The following is a 23149-nucleotide window of genomic DNA, read 5'->3' on the forward strand; positions in this document are numbered from 1 at the left end:
GTTGGCTCCGGTGTGCCGCGGGATCGAGCACGCGGCTCCTGCCGGAGCGCCAGCGCGTCGACGCGCTCGCGCAGGTGGCTTCAGCGCCGCAGCAGCCGCCCCAGTGATCGCTGGGCCCGCGCCGCGATCACGCTCGGGCGCAGCGGGTGCGGGCGCTCGAGGTCGACGATGCGCGACTCGAGCGCGCGCTCGCGCTCGTGCGCCTCCTGCAGCTCGCGCTCCAGCCGGTCGGCGAGGCCCTGCGTGCCGTCGCGCTGCACGCCGAGCCGGTCGCGATCCTGCCGCAGCGTGTCGGCGTCGAGCCTGGCGTTCGTGAGCTCCTCGAGCACGAGCGCCTCGAAGGGCGCCACGATCGCCGCCCGTTCGCGCTCGGCCAGCACCGCCTCCGGCTCGAAGAGCTGGTCGTCGGCATCGTCGAGCGCAGCCGCCAGCCGCTCGGGCAGCAGCGCGGGCAGCGCCGCGAGCGACTCGGGCAGTCGCTCGTCGCGCTCGTAGGGGCCGTGCTCCGCCTCCTCGAGCGTCGGCAGCCGGCACGCGACGAACGCGGTCAGCAGTCCGGCGCGCATCCGTCGCCAGTCGCGCATGCCGTGGTGCTTCGGCGAGGGGTGCAGGTCGGGGCTCGCGTCGTAGCCCTCGCCCATGTTGCGCGTCTTGCGCTCGACCTGGGCCATCGAGCGCCATGGCAGGTGCAGCACCTCGAGCGCGAGCTCGGCCGGCACCTCGCCGCGCTGCTCGATGGAGACGCGGTGGTTGCCCTGCGCCACCTCGACCTCGGGGTCGCCGACGTGCACGGCGTTGGGCGTGGGGTGCGCGATCAGGCCGGCGGCCCGCAGCTGCTCCTCGCTCCGCTGATCGCGGTAGGTGAGACGGCGGATGCCCGACCCGGCTCGGGCGAGCGGCCCGACCATGTTGACGACCGGCACGAAGAAGGAGCCGAGCGAGCGCGGCAGCTCGTCGAAGACCTCGGCGAGGGTGCGGCCGGGGTCGACCGGCCGGAGGAACTCGTCGGCGTCGCCGTTGATGACCCAGTCGGCACCGTGCTCGGTGGCCGCGAGGCGAGCCATCGCGGTGACGACGCGCGACTGCTGCTTGCTGTGCTCGAGGTCGTCGAAGACCGTGACGGGCGCGACGGCCGCGTACTCGGCGAGGATCTCTCGAGTGCCGTCGACCGAGCCGTTGTCGGTCACGAGGATCCGGTCGACGCCCTGGGCGAGGTGGTGCTCGAGGAAGGCAGCGAGGATGTCCGCTTCGTCGCGGACCATCAGAGTCAGGACGAGGGTCACGCGCTCATCCTATGAGCGCGCCAGGGACCCCTCAGGCGAGCTTGCGGAGCTTGCGGCGCTCGCGCTCCGAGAGGCCGCCCCAGATGCCGAAGCGCTCATCGTTCTCGAGCGCGTAGTCGAGGCACTGCTGGCGCACCTCGCAGGTGTCGCAGATGCGCTTCGCATCGCGGGTGGAGCCGCCCTTCTCGGGGAAGAACGCCTCGGGGTCGGTCTCGGCGCAGAGCGCATCGGCCTGCCAGCCGAGCGGGTGGTCGTCGGCCTCGGTGCGGACGCCCGGGACCCCGAGCATGATCGGGTCGACGAACCAGTCGCCGGGCACGCCGCGGCGGAGCCCCTCATCATCGCTGCCTCGCGCTGCTGTCGTGCTGCGCTGCACTCCCTCTCGCATGGCTTCCCCCGGTTCTGCGAGACCCCGGCCGGGCTCGCGCTGCACCAATTACACCGGTGTAGTTCGTCCCGCGTCAAGTCGAGGATTCTACGCGTGTCGCTCGCTGAGGGCGGCAGCGCGCGTCACGGCGTGTCGAGCTCGATCGCCAGCCACGCCTCGGCCGAGTCGACCGCGAATCCGGCATCGACGTCGATCCAGGCGGCCTCGCCGCTCGCGAGCGCGCGCCGCTCCCCGTCGACCTCCACCTCCGTCGGTGCGATGGCGAGCATCAGCGCCCGCCGGGCGTCGACCGCGTGCGGCCCCTCGATGCGCCGCAGCTCGAACGGCGCCTGCGGGCGGTAGGCCAGGGCACCGTCGAGCGCTTCGGCGGCCAGGCGCGGGTCGGCCACCGGCGCGGTGTCGACGACCGCGAGCAGCTCTGCCACGTCGACGTGCTTCGGGGTGAGGCCACCGCGCAGCACGTTGTCGCTCGGTCCCATGAGCTCGATGCCGAGCCCCTCGAGGTAGGCGTGCAGGTTGCCGGCGGGCAGGAAGAGCCCCTCACCGGGCTGCAGCGAGACGCGGTTGAGCAGCAGGGCGACGAGGATGCCGGGGTCGCCCGGGTGCGTGGCCTCGAGCCGCCGGATGGTGTCGGCCTCGACCGGCAGCGCCGCTGCGATGGCGTCGATCCGCTCGTGCGCCGCGGCGAGCGCGGGCGCCACTCCCAGCGAGCCCGAGAGCAGCCACGCGAGGGCGTCGTCTGCGCGCACGCGCTCGGCGACCGGCGCGAAGCGCGCGTCGATGCGCTCGAGGGCAGCGAAGGCGTCGACGGCGGCAGCGCGCGGGCGGAATCCGCTGAGCGCCTCGAAGGGCGTCACGGCGACCACGAGCTCCGGCTTCGCGGCGGGGTCGCGGTAGCTGCGGTGCGGCGCGTCGCGCGGCACGCCCGCCGCCTCCTCGCGCTCGAAGCCCGCGCGCGCCTGTTCGGCGTCCGGATGCGCCTGGAGCGAGAGCGGCTCCGCGGCGGCGAGCACCTTCAGCAGCATGCGCGGCTGCGGCCGCTCGAGCGCGTCGAGCGCGGCGTCGAGGTCGAGGCCGGCGTGCTCGCCCTCGGTGACGCGCGCCGGGCATCCGGGGTGCGCGCCGAGCCAGAGCTCGGCCTCGGGGCCGCCCGAGGGAGCCCGACCGAGGTAGTCGCTCAGCAGCCTGCGGCTGCCCCAGGCGTAGTCGCGCGGTGCATTGGCGATCGGCACAAACACGTCCCGGTCTCCTTCCCGCGATTTGCACGAGCGTACCAACGAGCGCGCCGCCGATCTCGCGCTCCGCATAGCCTGACGCCGACGGCCCGACGGCCGACAGCATCCGCGGCACCGCCGCCGCCGACAGGAACCGAGGAGCCATGACCTTCACGCCGCTCACGAGCGACTTCTACGGGTTCGCCGCCGACCTCAGCGAGGCCGAGCAGGCCTCGCTCACCGAGATCCGCGCCTTCATGGAGGAGCGCGTGCGCCCGGTCATCGACGACCACTGGCACCGCGATGCCTTCCCCATGGAGCTCATCCCGGGCATCGCCGCGCTCGGCGTCATCGGCGCGGGCTGGGCAGAGACGGCGGCGTTCGAGAACTCCGCCGTCTACCGCGGCTGGGTCGCGCTCGAGATGAGCCGCGTCGACGCATCCGTCTCGACCTTCGTCGGCGTGCAGAACGGCCTCGTCGCCGGCTCCATCGGGGTCGGCGGCAGCGAGGAGCAGCGCGCACAGTGGCTCCCGAAGCTCGCCGACTGCTCGGTCGTCGGCGCCTTCGGCCTGACCGAGCCGCTCTCGGGCTCCGACTCCGCCCAGGGCCTGCGCACCGTCGCTCGGCGCGAAGGCGACACCTGGGTGATCGACGGCGCGAAGCGCTGGATCGGCAACGCGACGCACGCCGACATCGTGGTGATCTGGGCCAAGGACGCCGAGGACGGCCAGGTCAAGGGCTTCATCGTGCCGACCGACTCCCCCGGCTTCACGGCCACGAAGATCGAGCGCAAGATCTCGCTCCGGATGGTGCAGAACGCCGACATCGTGCTCGAGGGGGTGCGCGTGCCGGAGGCGATGCGCCTGCAGCAGGCCGCGAGCTTCCGCGACACCGCGCGAGTGCTGCGCCTGACGCGCGCCGAGGTGGCGTGGAGCGCCGTCGGCATCATGGTCGGCGCCTACGAGGCGGCGGTGCGCTACACCACCGAGCGCGTGCAGTTCGGCAAGCCGATCGCCGGCCACCAGCTCGTGCAGGACATGCTGGCGAAGTCGCTCGGGCACATCACCGCCTCGATCGCCCTGTGCGTGCAGGTGTCCCGGATGCTCGACGAGGGCAGGCAGGGCGACGCCCACTCCGCGCTCGCCAAGGCCTACACGACGAGCCGCATGCGCGAGGTGGTCGCCTGGTGCCGCGAGGTCTGCGGCGGCAACGGCATCGTGACCGACTACGACGTCGCGCGCTTCTTCGCCGACGCCGAGGCGATCTACACCTACGAGGGCACCGCGCAGATGAACTCGCTCATCGTCGGCCGCGCGATCAGCGGGCAGTCGGCGTTCGTCTGAGCCGGAGGCGGTCGGTCGCCGCGGCCACCGCGCGGCCGACGGCCCATCCCGTGACGCTCGTGAGCGCCTCGCGCACGATGCCGGGCGTCATCTTCGAGACGCCGAGCTCGCGCTCCCGGAACCGGATCGGCACCTCGACGACCGTCGCCCCCGCGTCGTGGGCGCGCCTGGTCATGTCGATCTGGAAGCAGTAGCCCTGGCTGCGCACCTCGTCGAGCGGGATGCGGCGCAGCAGCGCCGCGGTGTATGCGCGGCATCCGGCGGTCATGTCGCGCACCGGCGAGCCCAGCAGGACGCGCGCGTAGACGTTGCCGAGGCGCGAGATCGCCTGCCGGTGCCACGGCCAGTCGACGATGCCCCCGCCCGGCACCCAGCGCGAGCCGATGGCGAGGTCCGCGCCATCGGCGATCGCGGCGAGCATCCGCGGCACGGCCTCGGCGGGATGCGAGCCGTCGGCGTCGAACTCCACCACCGCATCCGCGCCCCGCTCGAGCGCGACGCGGATGCCATGCAGGTAGGCCGCCCCGAGGCCGTCCTTCGACGGCCGGTGCAGCACGCTGATCCGGGAGTCGGCCGCAGCCATGGCGTCCGCGAGCGCGCCGGTGCCGTCGGGGCTCGCGTCGTCGATGATCAGCACGTCGACATCGGGGGCTGCGGCGAGCAGCCGCTCGATCGTCCCGGGGAGCGCGTCGCGCTCGTCGTAGGTGGGCACGAGCACTGCGACGCGCAAGAGGACCCCGGTTCGTAGGAGGACAGCGCTGGACATCCTCGCACACGGAGCCCCGCCGCTCCGGCCAGGAGCGGAGTGCGAGCCTCGCGGGTGCAGCGGCGACCTTCTCGGCCTCCTCATGCCACGATGGGGTGGTGTCCGGGCAGAAGCGCAGGACGATCCTCGCCACGTGGATCGTCGCCAACGCGGCCTGCGGCGACGCCGTGCGCAACGTGACGGGGTACCCCGTGTGGGGCGCGATCGTGCTGCTCACCTTCGCCTGGGTCGCGATCGAGCTCGTGCTGCTGCGCGTGCGCCTGCAGCGGATGCCGGTGCCGGTGGTCGCCTTCGCGGCCGCCGCGGTCGTCTCCGCCGCGTGGGCGATCGCCCCTGGGTGGTCGCTGCTCGGCAGCCTCATCCTGGTCGGCACGATCGCGGGCGCTGTGCTCATCGCCACGCTGCCGTACCGCACGATCCTCGACGTCGTGCACTGGACGCTGCAGGGGCTGCTCATCGCCTCCGTGCTCTTCGAGTCCTTCGTCGCGCTCGTGCTGCGGCGCCCGCTCTTCCCGCTCTGGGCCGACTACCCGCCGGACGTCAGCGGAGAGCTGCACTGGTCGAGCGGCGCCATCTTCATCGGCGGGCGCGTGCAGGGCGTGATGGGCAACGCCAACCTGCTGGGCATGATCGCGCTCATCGCGCTCATCGTCGCGGGATGCCGCGCCGTCGCGCGCATCGATCGGGCGTGGCCGGTCTGGATCGCGCTGCCGCTGCTCATGCAGGCCGCGACGCGCAGCGCCACCGTCCTGTTCGCGACCGCCGTCGTCGCCGTGCTCACGCTGCTCGTGATCGCCTGGGTGCGCTGGCGCGGCGCCGTCTTCTACCGGATCTTCGCGCTCGCGGTCGCGGCGGGCGTCGTGGTCGTCGGGCTCATCATCGCCAACTGGGCGACCGTGACGGATGTCCTCGGCCGCGACGCCGACATGACGGGGCGCTTCGACATCTGGGAGCGCGTGATCGACCTCGGGCTCACGAGCCCGGTGGTCGGCGTCGGCTACCTCGGCTACTGGATGCCCTGGGTCGCACCCTTCGACCGGCTCGGCGAGATGCACGGCATGGTCTACCTGCAGGCGCACAACGTCTGGCTCGACGTCTTCATGCAGCTCGGCATCGTGGGCGTGCTGCTGTGGGCGGGGCTGCAGTACCGCGCGGTCGCGAACTGCCTCGGCACCCTCTATCGCTCGCCGCGCGGCGAGCACGCGCTGAACGCCATCCCGCTGCTGCTGTGGGTCGCGCTGTTCGTGCAAGGCCTCGCCGAGTCGCGGCCGTGGATCGAGTTCGGCCTGATGCTGCTCGTGATCTTCGCCATCGGGCCGCTGCGGCGGCAGATCGCGCCGCGCGCGCCTCGCACCGTCGCCATGCCGACCGCCTCTTGAGCCCGCTCCGCTGAACCGCCCCCGCCCCAGCCTCGTTAGGCTGGCTCGGTGACCGACGACGAACAGACCGCGCGCCAGGACGAGCTGATCGCCCTCCGCCAGCAGCTGGACGAGCTGCGGGGCGCGCTCCGCAGCGCCGAAGACCGGGCAGCTCGCCAGGACCCCCTCGATCCGCGGCTGTGGAAGTCGCGCGCGGAGCGCATCGTGCGCTTCGGCGGCCGCGCGGCCCGGGCGGTCGTCCACGGCCGCCGTCGCCCGACGCCGCTCGCCGCCGGCGACGCCGACGCCCCCTCGTCGTTCGAGCGCTGGTCGGCACGCATGGACGGCTCCCGCTTCGTCGGCTTCCCCGTCGACTGGCGCTTCAGCCGCGTGCCCGTCACCGAACCCGCCGCCGTCGCAGCGGTCGTGCACTGCCACTTCCCCGAGCTGCTCGACGAGCTGCTCGCCGGCCTCAGCGTCATCGACGAGCCCTTCGACCTCTACGTCACGAACTCGTCCGGCACGCCGATCTCCGCGCAGCAGCTGCGCGCCGCGGGTGCCAGGCACGTCGAGGTGCTCACGGTCGAGAACCACGGCCGCGACATCTGGCCGATGCTGCAGCTCGTCAACGCCGGCATCCTCGACCCCTACCCGATCGTGCTCAAGGTGCACACGAAGCAGAGCGCGTGGCGCGCCGCGCACCAGGAGCTCGAGGGCGACGGGGCCTCGTGGCGGGCCTCGCTGCTCGGCTCGATGCTGGGCTCGCGCGAGAACGTCAGCAGCATCCTGGCGGCGCTGCGGGCCGATCCCGATCTCGCCGTCGTGACCGCGGACGGCAGCATCGCCGGCCCCGAGCACTGGGGCGGCGACCTCGAGCTCGTGCGCGGGATCTACCGCCGCCTCAGCATGCCGCTCGACCCCGATGCCCTGCGGTTCCCCGCCGGGTCGATGTACTGGATCCGCGGCTTCGTGCTGCAGGGACTGCGCGCGTTCCGCTTCGACCGCGACGACTTCGAGCCGGAGGCGGGCCAGGTCGACGGCACCTGCGCGCACGCGGTCGAGCGCATGATCGGCCTGCTGTCGGAGGAGGCCGGGATGCGCGTCATCACGCGCTCCGAGGTGCCCGAGTCGCCCGGCGCACCGTGCACCGCGCCCCGCGCGCGGCTCGTGCCCTTCTACCTGCCGCAGTTCCACCGCGTGGCCGAGAACGACAAGTGGTGGGGCAAGGGCTTCACCGAGTGGTACAACGTCGCGAAGACGACACCGCTCTACCCCGGCCACGACGTGCCGCTGCGGCCGACGGAGCTCGGCTTCTACTCGCTCGAGCTCGACTCGGTGCGCGAGCAGCAGGCAGAGCTCGCCGCCGACCACGGCGTCGCGGGCTTCATGTACTACTACTACTGGTTCGCCGGCCGACGCCTGCTCGAGCTGCCGATCGAGCGGCTGCTGGCGAGCGATACGCAGCAGCCCTTCTGCATCATGTGGGCGAACGAGAACTGGACCCGGCGCTGGGACGGCGGCGACACCGACGTGCTGATCGGCCAGGAGTACGAGACCGTGCCGCCCGAGGACTTCATCGAGGACGTCATGCCGCTGCTGCGCGATCCGCGCTACCTGCGCTCCGGTGGCGCGGTCGTGCTCGCGGTCTACAAGCTCGCGCAGCTGCCAGACCCGGCAGCGACCGTCGAGCGCTGGCGCCAGCGCTGCCGCGAGGAGGGCGTCGGCGAGCTGCTGCTGCTGCAGGTCGACGTCGGCAGCGCCATGGGCAGCCTCCGCGAGGCGGGCGCCCTCGGCATCGTGGACGGCTCGCTCGACTTCGCGCCGCACAACCTCGAGTGGGTCGCGACCGAGATCCCGGCTGACCAGTGGGATCCGCGCTTCGAAGGCAGGGCGATGAGCTACCGCGCCATGGTCGACGCCTACGACGAGCGCCTCTCGCGCCTCGCGAGCGACGCCTACCCCGGCGCGATGGTCACCTTCGACAACACCGCCAGGCGGCAGTGGCTGCCCGACCTCTTCACGGGCACCAACCCCTACACCTTCCGGCGCTGGCTCGCCGCGTGCGCGGCGGCAGTCGCCGACCGCGAGCCGGATGCGCGGATGGTCTTCGTGAACGCCTGGAACGAGTGGGCCGAGTCGGCCGTGCTCGAGCCCACCGAGCAGTACGGGCGCTCGTACCTGCAGGCATGCAGGTCGGCGGTCGGGATCGGATGACCGTGGCGCGCCCGATGACCCGCGCCCTCGTGTGGGCGTTCCACGACGTCGACGGCGTGCTCGACGCCGCGAACGCCCGCTACCTGCGCGCGCTGCTCGAGCACGTCGAGCACGCGGTCGTGGTCGTCAACGGCGAGCTCGACGACGCCGGTCGGAGCCTGATCGCAGCGCTCGGTGCCGAGCTCATCGTCAGGGAGAACCACGGCTACGACGTGGAGGCCTTCAAGGCCGGCGTCACGGCGCTCGAGAGCCGGCTGCCGGAGCTCGACGAGCTGGTGATCGCGAACTCCTCGGTCTTCGGGCCGCTGCGCCCCCTGGCCGAGATGTTCGACCGCATGGCCGAGGTGGACGTGGACCTCTGGGGCATCACGCGGCACGCTCCCGCGAACCCCGAGTCGGGCACCACCGCACCGCGCGCCGAGCGGGCGCACATCCAGAGCTACTTCACCGCCTACCGCGCGAGCGTGCTGCGGAGCGCCGCCTTCGCCGACTACTGGCACGCGCTGCCGCCCATCGAGGGCTATGCGGATGCGGTTCGCCTGCACGAGCTGCAGCAGACCGGCTACTTCGAGGACCACGGCTTCACGTGGCAGGTCGCCGTCGACACGGCCGACCTCGAGCACCTGTCCACGAACCCGATCATCGGCCTCTCCGCGCAGCTGGTGCGCGAGCGCGGCTGCCCGGTCTTCAAGCGGCGGATGCTGTACCTCAGCACCGAGGAGCTCACGGTGCACTCCGACGGTGCCGCGACGGCGGAGCTCTGGCGCCTGCTGCGCGAGCTGCCGGCCGAGCAGCGCGACGAGCTCGTCGCGCACGCCATCCGCACGATGCCCGCCGATCGGCTGCGGCGCACGCTGCAGGACGCGGTGTGGCTGGATGCGCCGGCGCAGGCCCACACCGACACGGCAGAGACAGCCGACGGTGCCGTCGCGATCCTCGACGGGCCCATGGCCCGAGCCTCGGTGCTCGAGTGGGCGGCGGCGATCGGGCCGGAGCGCGTGGCCCTGCTGGGCGACCGCGACGACTCCCCCGCCGCGTCCGCCGCGACCGAGGCCGGCGTGCGCGTGCTCAGCCCGGGAGACCGACCGGCGATGCTCGCCGCGCTCGACCTCGACGCCGAGCTGCTGCTCGTGCTCGGCGACGACGCGCGCCCCGGCTGGGCCGAGGATGCCCGCATCGCGCGCTCCCACGCGCGCGCCGCGCTCGGCTCCGGCGCCGAGGCCCTCCGCGCCGCGGGCGCTGCGTTCCGCGATGACCCGACACTCGGCGCGATCGTGCCGCCGACAGCGCTCGGCCGGCGCCTGGTGGGCAGCCAGGCCCGCCTGCCGGATGCGCGCGCCCGGGCCGCGCTCGAGGCCGCTGCGCCCGGCAAGCCGATCGGGCAGCCGCTCGCGCCCACGCCGGGTGCGTCCCTGTGGGTGCGCAGGGCGGCGCTCGAGCACCTCGCCGAGATCACGGCGGGCGTGCGCGGCGTGCGCCAGCTCGACCACCCGACCCTCGTCTCGGTGCTCGTGCAGGGCCTCGGCACGATCGGTCTCCGCGCTCGCACCGGCATCACCCGAGCTGCCGCCGCCACGCGCGTCGAGCTCGGCGACGCCGCGCTCAGCGCGATCGCCGCGGCTGTGGGCGCCGGCGCGCACGACACGCTCGCCGACGTGATCGCGCGGGCCGGTGGGCGCCCGCTCGACGCGAGCATCTTCTTCGACACCGGCGGCGGCTACCGCCACGTCGGTGCCGTGCAGCAGACCTTCCCGAACGGCGGACCCGCGGTGCTCCAGGCCGTCGTGCCCGACGGCACCCTCGGCATCCGCTTCGACCCTGCCGAGGGCACCGGCCTGCTCGTGAGCGGGATCCGCGTCGACGAGCGCGGCTACCGCATCCGCCCCGTCAACGGCTCGCGCGCCGGCTCGCTCGACCTCTTCTCGACGCACGACCCCGCCTATGACGTCGCCGGGCCGCTGCGCCCGGGCGACACCATCACCATCCGCATCGAGCACGCGGAGCGCATCGACGGCTCCACCGCGGCGCTCGAGCGCATCGAGCGGCGGTTCGGCCCCCTCGGGCCGCTCGGCCGCGTGCGCTCGGCGGGTGTGCGCGTGGTGCGCAAGGCGAGCCGCGTCGTGCGCTCGCGCATGCGCTGAGCCCTGCCGGCGGCGGAGCCGCCATCGCCGACTGGGATACGATGGCGCGGTTCATCCGATCCGCCGGCGCTGCCGGCACCGGGTCATCGTGAGGCAGGAGCTGGCATTGTCGGAGGTCGCGACGCGCCGCGCGCAGCAGCTCGCCAGCACACCCTGGGAGCACGCAGGGGCCAGGTCGAGCGGCATCGGCGGCTTCGTCGCCTCGGTGCGCGACATCTGGCGCTACCGCGAGCTGCTCGGCAGGCTCACGAAGCGTGAGCTGAAGGCGCGCTACAAGGATTCGAAGCTCGGCTTCGCCTGGAGCCTCGTGCGGCCCCTCACGATGCTGTTCGTCTACGCCATCGTGGTGGGCCAGTTCCTCGGCGCCGCCCGCTCGATCGAGAACTTCGGCATCTACATCTTCGCCGGGCTCGCGATCTACACGGTCTTCGCCGAGGTCATCGGTGGCGGCACGAGCTCGATCGTGACGAACTCGGGCCTCATCAAGAAGGTCTACCTGCCGCGCGAGGTCTTCCCGCTCGCGACCATCGGGCCCGCGATGTTCACGCTCGCGATCCAGCTCGCGATCCTCATCGTCGCCGCCCTCGTGACGGGCGCGCTCGCCGTCGGCCCGCACCTGCTCTACGCGCCCTTCGCCATCGTGGTCGCCCTGGTCTGGAGCGCGGCCTTCGCGATCCTCCTCTCGGCCATCAACGTGTACCTCCGCGACATCGCCTACCTCGTCGACGTGGTGCTCGTGCTCGTGATGTGGGGCTCCCCCATCCTCTACTCGATCAGCATGGTCGAGGGGCAGCTGCAGGGCACGGCCTTCGAGTGGCTGCTGACGCTCTACGTCAACAGCCCCGTCACGCTCTCGGTGCTCGGCTTCCAGGAGGCCTTCTGGCAGCCCGGTGCCGCCTCGGCCCACGTGCCCGACCTGTGGCTCAACATGCTCATCTCGGTGGGCGCGGGGTTGATCGCGCTCTTCTTCGCGCAGCGCGTGTTCGCGCGCCTGCAGGGCGACTTCGCACAGGAGCTGTGATGTCCGACGTCTCCGTCATCCGGCTCGACGACGTGTCGAAGCACTTCACCGTGCGCAAGGACAAGAGCCTCAAGGAGCGCATCGTCAACGCTGCGCGCGGTCGCGCGCACGCCGAGCGCTTCGAGGCGCTCAAGCACGTCTCGCTCGACATCGGCAGCGGCTCCACCATCGGGCTCATCGGCCCCAACGGCTCCGGCAAGTCGACGCTCCTGAAGACCATCGGCGGCATCATCCAGCCCTCGAGCGGCACCGTCGAGCGCCGCGGCCGCATGGCAGCGCTGCTCGAGCTCGGTGCCGGCTTCCACCCCGACCTCACGGGCCGCGAGAACGTCTACCTCAACTCCTCGATCCTGGGGCTCACCGAGCGCCAGATCGACCGCTACTTCGACGAGATCGTCGCCTTCTCGGGCATCGAGCAGTTCATCGACCAGCAGGTCAAGTTCTACTCCTCCGGCATGTACGTGCGGCTCGCCTTCGCGGTCGCCGTGCACGTCGACCCCGACATCCTGCTCGTCGACGAGGTGCTGGCGGTCGGCGACGAGGCCTTCCAGGAGAAGTGCCTCGACAAGATCCGCACCTTCCAGCGCGAGGGCCGCACGATCGTGCTCGTCACGCACACGCTGAGCCAGATCACCGACCTCTGCACGCGCGGCGTGGTGCTCTCGCGCGGCTCCGTCGTCTTCGACGGCCCGCCGATCGAGGCGGTCGACGTGCTGCGCGGCGGCTTCCGCTCGCAGCGCGAGTACGAGGATGCTCGGGTCGCGCGCGAGGCGGAGGCGCGCACCGCGAAGCCGCTGGAGCGCGTCACGATCGACGCCGTGCGGATGGTCGACGCCCGCGGCGAGCGCACCACCGCCGTCGACGTCGGCGACGACGTCGCCCTCGAGGTCGACCTGACCGCGCACGACCCGGTCGACGACTGGCGCATGGGCGCCGCGCTCGCCAACGGCTTCGGGCAGACCGCCCTCTTCACCACCACCGAGCGCCTCGGCCTCGACGCCGGCACGCTGCGCGGCAGCACCCGCATCCGCTTCGAGATGCCCGACCTGCACCTGGGCGCCGGCTCCTACGCGGCGAGCATCTCGCTCGAGCACCGCTCCGGCGGCGAGCTCGCGCGCGTCGACGATGCCGCGACCTTCCAGGTCTCGGCCGACGACGCATCCGTCGGCCCCGCCCGCACCGCGCTGCGCGTGCACCGCGAGCAGCGCTGACCCCGGACCCGGTCGGCCCGGCGCATCGCGGCGCGAGCCCGACGCCCCGGCTCAGGACCAGGGGTCAGCCGGGTACCACTGCGCGTCGCGGTGCAGCTCGGCGCTGAAGAGCCCTGCGAGCGACCTGGCGAAGTGCTCGCCGAGGTGGCTGTTGTCGACGTACGTGACGATGCCGCCGAGCGCCGGCGTGCATCGGCCGTCGGGGCAGATGTGGTCGTTGAGGTCGACGAAGAGGCCGCCTGCGTCGGCGATCTGGCTGGCATAGCCGTCCAGGTCTGGCCGCTGCAGCTCGGCGTCGAAGGCGCAGGCCGCGCTGTCGAAGCCCTCACGGCCCGCGCACTCGAGCGGGTCGAAGTCGGTGCGGGGGTTGTCGCGCAGGCCGACGACGAGGGTGCCGGTGCGCTCGTGCAGGAAGCTGACCCAGCCCGGGAAACTGCCGCCGAAGAGATCCTCGCTGCCGTCGGTGTGCGTGAGCGAGGCGATCGTGAAGACCATGTCGGGCGAGGTGGCCAGGATGTAGTCGTTGGCGACCTTCCAGGTGTTGCTGCACGCGCTGACGTCCTCGGGCCAGGCGTTGTCCTCCGGCCAGTGGAAGTAGCAGCCCGGTGAGGTGTAGGTGCGCACGTGCCACGTCGGGTGCTGCTCGATCGTCTCCATGAGCGTCGCCGACATCGCTGCCGAGTGCGAGCTGCCGACGATCACGATCGAGCGCTCCGGCGACTCGACCTGGCCCCAGTCGCGGCAGATGCCGGCGAGGTACGGGTCGTCGTCGGCGCACGCCTCGCCCGGCTCCTGGGCGAACGAGGCGGTGAGGGCCTCACCCGGGTAGACCGTCTCGAACACCTGGTCGGGGTCGGCGTTCGCGCCCATCGAGGCCAGGTCGAGGCTCGACCCCTCAGCCGCCTGCTCATCCGTCGCGCGGTCGAGGGCGGCGCGGATGCCGGCGATCGCCCCGAGCACGAGCGCGACCGACACGACGATCGCGATGAGCTGCTGCGCGGTGCCCGATCGCAGCAGCGCGGGCCCTCCGCCTCGCCGGTTGCGGCGCGTGAAGCGCGACACCGGGAACTCGACGAAGTGGTAGATCAGCACGCTCGCGAGCCCGGAGACGACGAGGATGCCGAGGCCCTGCAGCGGGTTCGGCCGCTCGATGCCGGTCGCCGCCGCGAAGAGCACGAGCGCAGGCCAGTGCGTGAGGTAGAGGGCGTACATGTAGGAGCCCGAGCGCTCGAGCACCGGGTGCCGCAGCAGCGCGTTGCCGCGATCGCCCTCCTGCCGAGGCGAGTCGGCGGCGAGCAGCACGAGGCCGGCGGCGACCACGGGCCACAGCGCTGCGAGGCCGGGGAACGCCGACTCGACCGGCAGCAGCCAGCCGGTCGCGAGCACCGCTGCGAGCCCGACCCAGGTCATCAGCTGCTTGATGCGCGACGAGAGCCGCAGCGAGGGCGCGATGAGGGCGAAGATCGATCCCGCGGCGAACTCCCACAGCCGCCCCCAGGTGTCGAAGTAGGCGAGCTGCTGGTTCTGCGCGACCGAGATGACCGACCACGTCAGCGAGGCGACGAAGATCGTCGCGAAGACGATGAGCAGCGCGCGCCGCACCCGGTCGCGGAACAGCAGGGCGACCACCACGTGGATGATCGGCCACAGGATGAACATCTGGCCCTGGATCGAGAGCGACCAGAAGTGCTGGAAGACGCTCGCCGTCGACCGCGCCTGCGCGAGGTAGTCGACGGCGTTGCCCTGCAGCCAGAAGTTCATCGTGTAGCTGATGGCGGCGAAGGCCTGCTGCGCCAGGTCCTCCCAGTGCCGCTGCGAGAGCAGCAGCAGCGCGCCGCCCAGCGCGAGCAGCGTCGCCGCTGCCGCCGCGGGCAGCAGTCGGGCAAACTTCCGCAGGATGAACGGGATCACCCGCACGCCCCTGCGCTGCTCGACAGCCGTCATCAGCGACCGGGTGAGGAGGTAGGCCGAGATGAGCAGGAAGACGTCGACGCCGCCGGAGACGCGGCCGAACCAGATGTGGAACGTCGCCACCATCAGGAGCGCGACGGTGCGGAGCCCCTGGATCTCGGCGATGTACTGCTGGGCGCCGCCGGTCTTCACCGGTTCGCGGACGGATGTCATCGAGCTCGTACCCTGCTTCGAAGTGGACGGTGGTGCGGGCGCCGGTCGGCGCGACGGCTCAGCCGCGCTGCAGCAGCCGCATCATGTACTGGCCGTAGCCGCTCTTCAGCAGCGGCTGCGCGAGCTGCTCGAGCTGCGCGTCGTCGATCCAGCCGGCGCGCCAGGCGATCTCCTCCATGCAGCCGATCTTGAAGCCCTGGCGATCCTCGATCACGCGCACGTACTCGCTCGCCTGCATCATCGACTCGAAAGTGCCGGTGTCGAGCCATGCGACGCCGCGGTCGAGCACCTCGACCTGCAGGCGCCCCTCCTGCAGGTAGCGCTCGTTGATGCTCGAGATCTCGAGCTCGCCGCGGGCGCTGGGCCTGATCGACTTCGCGATCTCGACCACCTGGTTGTCGTAGAAGTAGAGGCCGGGCACGGCATAGCTGCTCTTCGGCTGCGCCGGCTTCTCCTCGATCGAGACCGCCCGCATCTGGTCGTCGAACTCGACGACGCCGTAGGCGCTCGGGTCGGCCACCTGGTAGGCGAAGACGAGGCCGCCGTCGACGTCGCGGTGCTGCCGCAGGCTCGAGCCCAGGCCCGTGCCGTGGAAGATGTTGTCGCCGAGCACGAGCGCGACTGACTCGCCGTCGAGGAACTCCTCGCCGATGATGAAGGCCTGCGCCAGCCCGTCGGGGCTCGGCTGCACGGCGTACTGGATGTCCATCCCGAGCGACGATCCGTCGCCCAGCAGCGCCTGGAACTGCTCGTTGTACTCCGGCGTCGTGATGACGAGCACCTCGCGGATGTCGGCCATCATGAGCGTCGACAGCGGGTAGTAGATCATCGGCTTGTCGAAGATGGGCATCAGCTGCTTCGAGATGCCCTTGGTGATCGGCCACAGCCTCGTGCCCGATCCTCCAGCCAGGATGATGCCGCGCATGCGCACTCCGTTTCGTCGTCGCTCGCCGCACCCGGCGGCTGAGACAGTCTAGTGCGCGGCTCCCGGCAGGCTTCGCGAGCGGTCGGCGATGATCCTCGCCCGCTCCTCCGGGCCGAGGCACGCAGCGACCGCCCGGTCGTTGCCGTCGCCGAAGACGTTGCCGATGTAGAGGCCGCCGCTCTGGGTGCCCGGCACGAAGGGGTAGTTCGCCGACTGCGGCCGCACCTGGACGGTGCGGAAGCCGCTCGCTACCGCCGTCGCGTGCAGCCACACGTCGTCCTGGTGGGGCGCGAGCGCGAGGAACCCGTCGCCGCGATCGCGCAGCGCGTCCACGAGCTGCGACGGCAGGAGCTGCCCGGAGACCGAGGTGCCGAACGCCGCGTAGCTGGGCACGACGTGCGCGATCGGCGTCCAGCTCAGGTAGCTGCCGATGCGATCGCCCTCCACGCTGACCTCGTGCGCGCGGTGCGCGATGACGGTCGTCGGATGCGCGGCAGCGGTCTCGAGCAGCTCGGCGAGCCACCCGTGCGGGTACAGCTGGTCGTCGTCGCTCGTGACCATCGGCAGCGCGTGCGAGGGCTCGCTGAGCGCGTGCGGGCGCCACTTCGTGTGGACGCCGAGGCCCGGGGCGACGTGGCGGACCTCGAGCCCCCGCCGCTCGAGGCGCGCGATGGAGCGCGGCAGCGTCGTGAGCGAGGGGTCGTCGAGCCAGAGGATGAGCCGCTGCGGTCGTCTGCTGCCGGCCGCGATCGACTCGAGCGCAGCCCAGGCGAAGGCGATCCGGGATGCGGTGGTCGTCATCACCACGACGGCGGGCGCGTCGCCCAGCACCGAGTCCCGCGAGCGCAGGTTGCGCTCGCGCAGCCGGGCGAGCCGACGCAGGGTCGCGAGATCGGGCCGGTCGTCGTAGCGGCCGGCTCCGACCCCTACGCCGAGCGCCCGCAGCGCCATCCGCTCGGCTCGCGCGCTGACCTTCCGAGCAGCACTGCCGAGCGCGCTCGGAAGGGCGCGGCTGAGCGAGTCTCGGGCGGCAGGCACAGCGGCACTCTACTCAGGGGGACAGCTCGAAACATTGCGCCCCGGGCACGGAGGCGACAGGATCAGGTGTTCCCCACCACGTTCGGAGCTCCACCGTGCCCACTCGAACTGCAGCGCGCCGCTGGCCGCGCATCCTTACCGCGGTCGCGCTGGTCGCCATCGCCACGATGCTCGCCCCCACCGCGCCCGCGCACGCCGTGCGAGAGGTCGATCGCGTCGCCGGCAAGGACCGATACTCCACGAGCGTCAACATGTCGCGCACGATCCCCGGTGCGACGGACACGGTCTTCCTCGTCTCCGGGGAGGACTACCCCGACGCGCTCGCCGCCGCCCCGGTGGTCGCCGCGGAGCGTGGTCGCATGCTGCTCACGACGCGACACCAGATCCCGGCGATCGTCCAGCAGGAGATCCGGCGGCTCGCCCCGGCCCACGTCGTGCTCGTCGGCGGGGAGCCGACGCTCTTCCCCCGGATCCAGGCCCAGGCCGCGGCGATGGCGCCCCGAGCCGAGATCGTGCGCATCGCCGGCACGAACCGCGTCGACACCGCGATGCAGCTGCTCGATCGCCTTCGAGGGCGGGCCTCCGCAGGCGTGGTCTGGGTGGCGAGCGGCCGCAACTTCCCGGACGCCCTCGCCGCAGGCGCGGTCGCCGCGCGCCAGGGCCACGGCCTCGTGCTCACCCTGGGCGCGAACGAGCAGTTCACGCGGCAGATCCAGGAGCGTCTGCCGGCCACGACCCGATACATCATCGTCGGATCGGCCGCGTCCGTCGACACCCGGGTCGAGGCGATGCTGCGGCAGACAGGCAGGGCGGTGGAGCGGATCGAGGGCCGCGACCGCTACGCGACCGCAGCCGCGGTCAACACCAGGTTCACCACCTCGACGTCGACGGGCCGCATCCTGCTCGCGAGCGGCGCCGGATTCCCCGACGCCCTCGGCGGCGCCGTCGTCTCGGGCCTCACCGGCAGTCCGCTCTACCTCACCACCCCCGCATGCGCCTCCGCGGACGCGGTGCTGTGGGACATGCGCCGCATCAGCGCCACCGGGGTGATCGCGCTGGGCGGCCTGCCGTCCGTGAGCACGACAGCTGCGCACCTGATCGGCTGCGGCCGCGAGACCGCACTCCAGGGGGTCGCCTCGCTCATCAACGTCGAGCGCGCTGCGCTCGAGGTGCCGGTCGACCCGCTGACGCGGCACTCGTGCCTCGACTCCGCGGCGCAGGGATGGGCCAACCACATGGCGTCCCGTCAGCTCGCGGGCACGGTGCACAACCCGAACCTCACCACGCACGCACGCGCGTGCGCCGTCCGGTCCTGGAGCGAGATCGTGGGCCGCACGGTCGGCGCGGAGGCGGATCCGCAGGCGATGGTGACGCGGTGGATGAACTCCGCCCCGCATGCGCGGATCATCGAGCGCGGATCCTTCGACCACTACGGCGTCGGCGTCGCCCGGTCGAGCACGGGATCCTGGTACTACGTCGTGGTCTTCGGGACCGTCTGAGCCTCGCGCGGCTCGGAGCGGGCCGCGCTAGATCGAGGGCACCTCGACCTGCGCGACGAAGCGGTCGACGAAGCGCTGCACGGACTCGATGAGGTCCCCGAAGGCGACCCCGGGCTCGTACCAGCTGCCCTGCGCCGAGATGATGAACGCCTGCGCCCCGCCCTGGGTCGCGAGCGCGAGCATCCCGAGCGCGACCACCGCGAGCACCACCGGGGCGAAGCGCGCGCGGCGGAGCGAGTCGGCGGCACCGTGCATCGCGAGCGCGGTGACCGCCACCACGGCGGGCAGCAGGTATCGCCCCTGCACGCCGTACGGCTCACCGAACGCGCGCCACTCCCCGTAGTTGTGCCAGAAGAGGAACAGGACGTAGACCGCGCTGGAGAGCACGAGCGGCAGCAGGGCGCGGCGGCGCGGGGCCGTCGGACCGGTCACGAGGGCGATCGCGAGCACGGAGATCACGGCGATCGGGATCGCGACCGTCACGACCGTGGAGACGAGCGGAGGCGCGTGCCAGAACCAGACCGCCTGCAGGTACAGCATGAGCCGCGGGACCCACACGTCGAAGAAGAACTCCGCCCCGTTGCCGACCGCGACCGGCAGGTCGGGGAAGGCCGCGTCCGCGACGCGGTTGCGCTCCCAGACGCCGTAGGTCGAGCATCGCAGCTCGTCGAGCACGGCAGCGCAGTCGGGCGACGGCGACCCGTAGGACAGCAGGTTGCCGACGTAGCGCTCGACGCACAGCGCGATGAGCACGAGCAGCGCGAGCGCGACCACGCCGAGCGCGATCCGGTGCGAGGTGCGGGACGGCATCCGCGGCAGCGAGCGGTCCCGCACGATCGCGATCACGATGAAGCCGAGCAGCACGAGGACGATCGGCGCCGCGTGGAACTTCGTCAGCACGGCCGCGAGGCCGAGAGCGACCGCGCCGAGCACGCCGATCCAGGTCAGGTGACGGCGGCCGTCGTCGCGTCTGGTGCACTGCCGCACGGTCACCCAGCCGCACGCCGCGACGAGCATGAGCATCGCGGAGTCGTAGTTGACCTGCGCCGCCAGGAACGGCGTGACGGGGAGCGCCGCATACGCGAGGCCCGAGAGGTTCGCGACGGTGCGCGAGACACCCGCGGCCCGCACCGCCTCGATCATGCACAGCAGCGCGATCGCGTGCATCGCGACGGTGAGCAGTCGCAGGATGACGATGCGGTCGAGGTCGCCGGCGCCCGCGTCCGCCATCCACCGATCCGGGAACGACATCACGAAGTGGTAGAGGTAGGAGTTGCTGCGGCTGATCGCGCCGACACCCTCCTGGGGGACGGTCTCCTCGAACCACGGCGCCGGGTGCCCGCCGTAGATGGCGATCGACTCGAGGTGCCACTGCTCGTCGAACACCATGCCGGCCCTGGCGATCACGGCGATCCATGCCGCGCCGAGGGCGAGCCACAGGACGATCGCCGCCGTCATCCACCGGCTGCCGATGCCTCTGAGCACCGCTTCCGCCGCGGCGACCGCGCGGTCGCCCGCGACGCGCATCCGTTCGAGAAGCACTGCCTCACCCCTGTCTCCGGGCGAAGCGCCCCTGGCAGTCTAGCGACCGCGCGCCCCCGCCAGCGGTAGGCTGGGGCCCCGTGAGACGGAACCCCGTGAAGCTGTTCATCCAGATCCCCTGCCTGAACGAGGAGCAGACGCTCCCGATGGTGCTCGAGACCATCCCCAAGGAGATCCCGGGTGTCGACGAGATCCACATCCTCATCATCGACGACGGTTCGAGCGACCGCACGGTCGAGGTTGCTCGCGCGCACGGAGTCCGCCACTTCGTCCGGCACCGCCGCAACATGGGGCTCGCGCGGTCGTTCCACGACGGCGTCGAGTATGCGCTGTCGCACGGCGCCGACATCGTCGTGAACACGGACGGCGACAACCAGTACCCGCAAGCGATGATCGGTGAGCTCGTGCAGCCCGTGCTGCGCGGCGAGGCCGAGATCGTGGTCGCCGATCGCCAGACGAAGACGATCGAGCACTTCTCGCCCTTCAAGAAGGCGATGCAGCGCTTCGGCAGCTGGGTGGTCAACCGCGCCGCGGGCACCGATCTCCCCGACGCCGCGAGCGGCTTCCGCGCCTACTCGAAGTACGCGCTGATCCGACTGAACATCGTCACGACCTTCAGCTACTGCATGGAGACGATCATCCAGGCGGGCAACAAGCGCCTGGCGATCACCTCGATCCCGATCACCACGAACCCCAAGACGCGCGAGTCGCGGCTCTTCAAGAACATCTGGCAGCACATGCGCGAGTCGGGCTTCGCGATCCTGCGGGCCTACTTCATGTACAAGCCGTGGGCGCTGTTCGCGACCCTCGGCGCGCTCTTCACGGTCGCCGGCGCCGTGCCCTTCGTGCGATACCTGGTGCTCATCCTGACGGGCACGCCCGGCAGCCACGTGCAGTCGCTGCTGCTCGGCGTGCTGCTGTTCGTCGGCGCGCTGCTGTCGTTCGCGCTGGGTGCGATCGCCGACCTCACGCGCATCACGAGATCGCTGCAGGAGGATTCGCTCGAGCTCGACAAGCTCGACCGCTACGGCGCGACGCGCAACTGGGTCACGGAGGCCACCGCGCCCGAGCAGGACGCGACCGCGGCGTGAAGGAGCGGCTCGCCCGCGCGCGGGCCATGCTCACGCGGCTGGCGGGGAGCCCGCCGGCCCGCTGGGTGGGGCGCCACAAGCGAGCGCTGGCCATCGCGGTGCTGGTGCTCGTGGCCGGCTTCATCGCGATCTACGTCGCGGTACGACCCGAGATCATCGGCGAGGTGCTGGCGGTGGGGCCCGCCGCACTCGCCTGGCTCGCGGCGCTCTACGCCGTCATCGTCGCCACCCACTGGATCATCCTGATCCTGACCGTGCGCTGGTGCGCCGCCAGGATCGGGGGCCGAGAAGGACTCCTGCTGACCGTCTACTCGACGGTCGCGAACTTCTTCGGGCCGCTCCAGAGCGGGCCGGGCGTGCGCGCCGCCTACCTCAAGGCGAAGGTGGGGGTGCGACTGCGCGACTTCACCTTGGCGACGATGGTCTACTACCTGGCGTTCGGCGCCGTGAACGTCTCGCTGCTCTTCGCCCGCACGCTGCCGTGGCTCACGATGCTCGGCCTCATCGTCACGGTGGCGGTCATCGGCGTGGTCGCCTGGCGGTCGGGAGCAGGCCGACGCGTGACCACCGCGCTGATCGCAGCCGTCACCGCCGTGCAGGCGCTGCTCATGGCGGCCGTCTACTTCGTCGAGCTCAACGCGATCGCGGGACCCGGCGCCGATGCGCTCCAGAGCCTCGTCTACAGCGCGTCCGCCAACCTGTCGCTCTTCGTCTCGATCACCCCGGGCGCCATCGGCTTCCGCGAGGCGTTCCTCGGCTTCGCGCAGACGCTCCACGGGGTGGGCTTCGACGCGATCGTCGCTGCCGGCATCGTCGATCGCGCGTTCTACGTGCTGTTCCTCGGCGTGCTCTTCCTGCTGTCGAGCCTGTTCAACCTGCGGGCGATGTTCTCAGGCCCGGCGCAGCGCAGCGATGTCGGCGAGCGCGGCACCGAGAGCGCGGGCGATCCGCGGGCGTGACCAGAGCCGCTCGAAGAGCGCTCGGCCGCGCTCCCCGACCTGCGCGAGCTGCCTGGGGTGATCTGCCGCCCACTCACATGCCTCCGCGACCGCGCGGGCGTCGCGCTGCGGCACGACGAGCGCGTCGCGTCGATCGCTGAACACCCCGCTCTCGAGGTTCTCGCCGACGAGCGTCGGCACTGCGGAGGCGAGGAACTGGTAGGTCTTGCCGGTGATGACGTAGCGGCTCTGCACGGTGCCGCCCAGCGGACCGCCGATGGCGAGGCCGGTGGTCGAGAAGAGCGCGGGCAGCTGCTCGTACGGCACCCAGGACCGGTAGTCGATGCGAGCACCGCGCGCGACCGCGTCGTCCACGAGCGCCCTGGCGTCGTCGTCCCCGCCGACGACGTCGAACACGATGTCCTCGCGCTCGGCCAGCAGCACCGCCGCGTCCAGCAGCACGTCGAGGCCGTGCAGCGGCAGCATCGAGCCGTAGTAGAGCACCCGGAGGGGCGATGCGGGCTCCCGCGGCGCAGGGGCGAAGGTCGCCTCATCGGTGCCGACCGGCACGACCGACCAGAGGGTGCGCGGCAGCGCCATGAGACCAGCAGCGTGGTCGGCGTGGGACGCGGTGTCGGCGAGCACCCTGGCGCACCGCTGCATCAGCAGCCGGAAGGCGGCCCGCAGCGCGCGAGCCGGCACACCGCCTGCCCGCAGCTTCCCGTGCTCCTCGACGAACCACTCGACGGGGTTGATGAACTCGTCGTAGATCACGGGCCTGCGCCCGGCGAGCGCGAGCACCGCCGGCAGGATCTCGAACGCCCGGAAGGTGACGATGTAGGCATCCGGCCGATCGCGGCGCACGCGCCACAGCTGGGCGAGCACCTCCGGGTAGCGGCGCACGCCCGTCGAGCGATTCTTCACGACGACGACCTCGTGGCCGAGGTCCGCCACCGCGTCGCGGAGCGTGATCGCCCGCACGTAGTCGGGCTGTCGGTAGCACGTCACGACGGCGATCCGGAGCACGCGGCTTCCTTCCGATCAGGGATGCTC

The 23149-nt window shown here is 71.9% G+C and carries 18 protein-coding genes; 9 read left to right on the top strand and 9 right to left on the bottom strand.

The annotated features are described in order from the left end of the window. Nucleotides 1-80: 80 nt before the first annotated feature. From BQ6202_RS09295 to manA, 3 genes are all read right to left on the bottom strand, one after another. The gene (locus BQ6202_RS09295) at nucleotides 81-1283 is read right to left on the bottom strand and encodes a glycosyltransferase family 2 protein (RefSeq protein WP_072314205.1); all 1203 of its coding nucleotides are present in this window, start codon (nucleotides 1281-1283) and stop codon (nucleotides 81-83) included. Nucleotides 1284-1314: 31 nt separating this feature from the next. Then, complete coding sequence (locus BQ6202_RS09300) at nucleotides 1315-1572, bottom strand: WhiB family transcriptional regulator (protein ID WP_072315077.1); 258 nt, start codon at nucleotides 1570-1572, stop codon at nucleotides 1315-1317. A gap of 221 nt (nucleotides 1573-1793) precedes the next feature. Further along, entirely contained in the window at nucleotides 1794-2909 is a 1116-nt protein-coding gene (gene manA / locus BQ6202_RS09305) for a mannose-6-phosphate isomerase, class I (RefSeq protein ID WP_234946176.1), read from the bottom strand. A gap of 140 nt (nucleotides 2910-3049) precedes the next feature. Between manA and BQ6202_RS09310 the strand changes: the two genes are divergently transcribed. After that, nucleotides 3050-4228 (top strand): acyl-CoA dehydrogenase family protein, encoded by a 1179-nt coding sequence (locus tag BQ6202_RS09310; RefSeq protein ID WP_072314207.1) that lies wholly within the window; start codon nucleotides 3050-3052, stop codon nucleotides 4226-4228. Here the strand turns inward: BQ6202_RS09310 and BQ6202_RS09315 are convergent. Next, nucleotides 4203-4940, bottom strand: a complete 738-nt coding sequence (locus tag BQ6202_RS09315; RefSeq protein ID WP_442855769.1) for a polyprenol monophosphomannose synthase — start codon at nucleotides 4938-4940, stop codon at nucleotides 4203-4205. The genes BQ6202_RS09310 and BQ6202_RS09315 overlap by 26 nt on opposite strands. Nucleotides 4941-5092: 152 nt before the next feature. On the opposite strand from BQ6202_RS09315, the gene BQ6202_RS09320 reads away from it, so the two are divergent. From BQ6202_RS09320 to BQ6202_RS09340, 5 genes are all read left to right on the top strand, one after another. Next, nucleotides 5093-6373, top strand: a complete 1281-nt coding sequence (locus BQ6202_RS09320) for an O-antigen ligase family protein (RefSeq protein WP_072314209.1) — start codon at nucleotides 5093-5095, stop codon at nucleotides 6371-6373. Between the two features lie 48 nt (nucleotides 6374-6421). Further along, nucleotides 6422-8566, top strand: a complete 2145-nt coding sequence (locus tag BQ6202_RS09325) for a glycoside hydrolase family 99-like domain-containing protein (protein ID WP_143143708.1) — start codon at nucleotides 6422-6424, stop codon at nucleotides 8564-8566. 14 nt (nucleotides 8567-8580) lie between these two features. Continuing rightward, a complete protein-coding gene (locus BQ6202_RS15135; protein WP_159433636.1) occupies nucleotides 8581-10707 on the top strand; it encodes a rhamnan synthesis F family protein in 2127 nt (708 codons plus the stop codon). A gap of 88 nt (nucleotides 10708-10795) precedes the next feature. Continuing rightward, complete coding sequence (locus BQ6202_RS09335) at nucleotides 10796-11728, top strand: ABC transporter permease (protein WP_234946177.1); 933 nt, start codon at nucleotides 10796-10798, stop codon at nucleotides 11726-11728. Then, on the top strand, nucleotides 11728-12939 hold the full coding sequence (locus tag BQ6202_RS09340) for an ABC transporter ATP-binding protein (RefSeq protein ID WP_072314211.1): 1212 nt from the start codon (nucleotides 11728-11730) through the stop codon (nucleotides 12937-12939). The genes BQ6202_RS09335 and BQ6202_RS09340 overlap by 1 nt, the downstream gene beginning before the upstream one ends. Nucleotides 12940-12990: 51 nt before the next feature. On the opposite strand, the gene BQ6202_RS09345 is transcribed toward BQ6202_RS09340, so the two are convergent. The 3 genes from BQ6202_RS09345 to BQ6202_RS09355 are packed head-to-tail and all read right to left on the bottom strand — an operon-like array spanning nucleotide 12991 to nucleotide 17026. Further along, nucleotides 12991-15063, bottom strand: a complete 2073-nt coding sequence (locus BQ6202_RS09345; RefSeq protein WP_072314212.1) for an acyltransferase family protein — start codon at nucleotides 15061-15063, stop codon at nucleotides 12991-12993. A gap of 58 nt (nucleotides 15064-15121) precedes the next feature. Next, nucleotides 15122-15988, bottom strand: a complete 867-nt coding sequence (gene rfbA, locus BQ6202_RS09350) for a glucose-1-phosphate thymidylyltransferase RfbA (RefSeq protein ID WP_072315080.1) — start codon at nucleotides 15986-15988, stop codon at nucleotides 15122-15124. A gap of 48 nt (nucleotides 15989-16036) precedes the next feature. Then, a complete protein-coding gene (locus BQ6202_RS09355) occupies nucleotides 16037-17026 on the bottom strand; it encodes a hypothetical protein (RefSeq protein ID WP_143143709.1) in 990 nt (329 codons plus the stop codon). A gap of 95 nt (nucleotides 17027-17121) precedes the next feature. Here BQ6202_RS09355 and BQ6202_RS09360 point away from each other — a divergent pair, with 95 nt between their 5' ends. After that, nucleotides 17122-18525 carry a cell wall-binding repeat-containing protein gene (locus BQ6202_RS09360; RefSeq protein ID WP_072314214.1) on the top strand — a complete coding sequence of 468 codons (1404 nt, stop codon included), beginning with the start codon at nucleotides 17122-17124 and terminating at the stop codon, nucleotides 18523-18525. 27 nt (nucleotides 18526-18552) lie between these two features. Here BQ6202_RS09360 and BQ6202_RS09365 read toward each other — a convergent pair whose 3' ends face one another. Continuing rightward, nucleotides 18553-20067, bottom strand: a complete 1515-nt coding sequence (locus BQ6202_RS09365) for a glycosyltransferase family 39 protein (protein ID WP_143143710.1) — start codon at nucleotides 20065-20067, stop codon at nucleotides 18553-18555. 80 nt (nucleotides 20068-20147) lie between these two features. On the opposite strand from BQ6202_RS09365, the gene BQ6202_RS09370 reads away from it, so the two are divergent. Both BQ6202_RS09370 and BQ6202_RS09375 read left to right on the top strand, forming a co-directional pair. Beyond that, on the top strand, nucleotides 20148-21158 hold the full coding sequence (locus BQ6202_RS09370) for a glycosyltransferase family 2 protein (RefSeq protein WP_442855770.1): 1011 nt from the start codon (nucleotides 20148-20150) through the stop codon (nucleotides 21156-21158). After that, nucleotides 21155-22117, top strand: a complete 963-nt coding sequence (locus tag BQ6202_RS09375; protein ID WP_072314217.1) for a hypothetical protein — start codon at nucleotides 21155-21157, stop codon at nucleotides 22115-22117. The genes BQ6202_RS09370 and BQ6202_RS09375 overlap by 4 nt, the downstream gene beginning before the upstream one ends. Here the strand turns inward: BQ6202_RS09375 and BQ6202_RS09380 are convergent. Next, nucleotides 22049-23122 (bottom strand): glycosyltransferase family protein, encoded by a 1074-nt coding sequence (locus BQ6202_RS09380; RefSeq protein ID WP_072314218.1) that lies wholly within the window; start codon nucleotides 23120-23122, stop codon nucleotides 22049-22051. The genes BQ6202_RS09375 and BQ6202_RS09380 overlap by 69 nt on opposite strands. Between the last annotated feature and the right edge of the window lie 27 nt (nucleotides 23123-23149).

Source organism: Agrococcus sp. Marseille-P2731, from assembly GCF_900117395.1.
GTDB lineage: Bacteria > Actinomycetota > Actinomycetes > Actinomycetales > Microbacteriaceae > Agrococcus.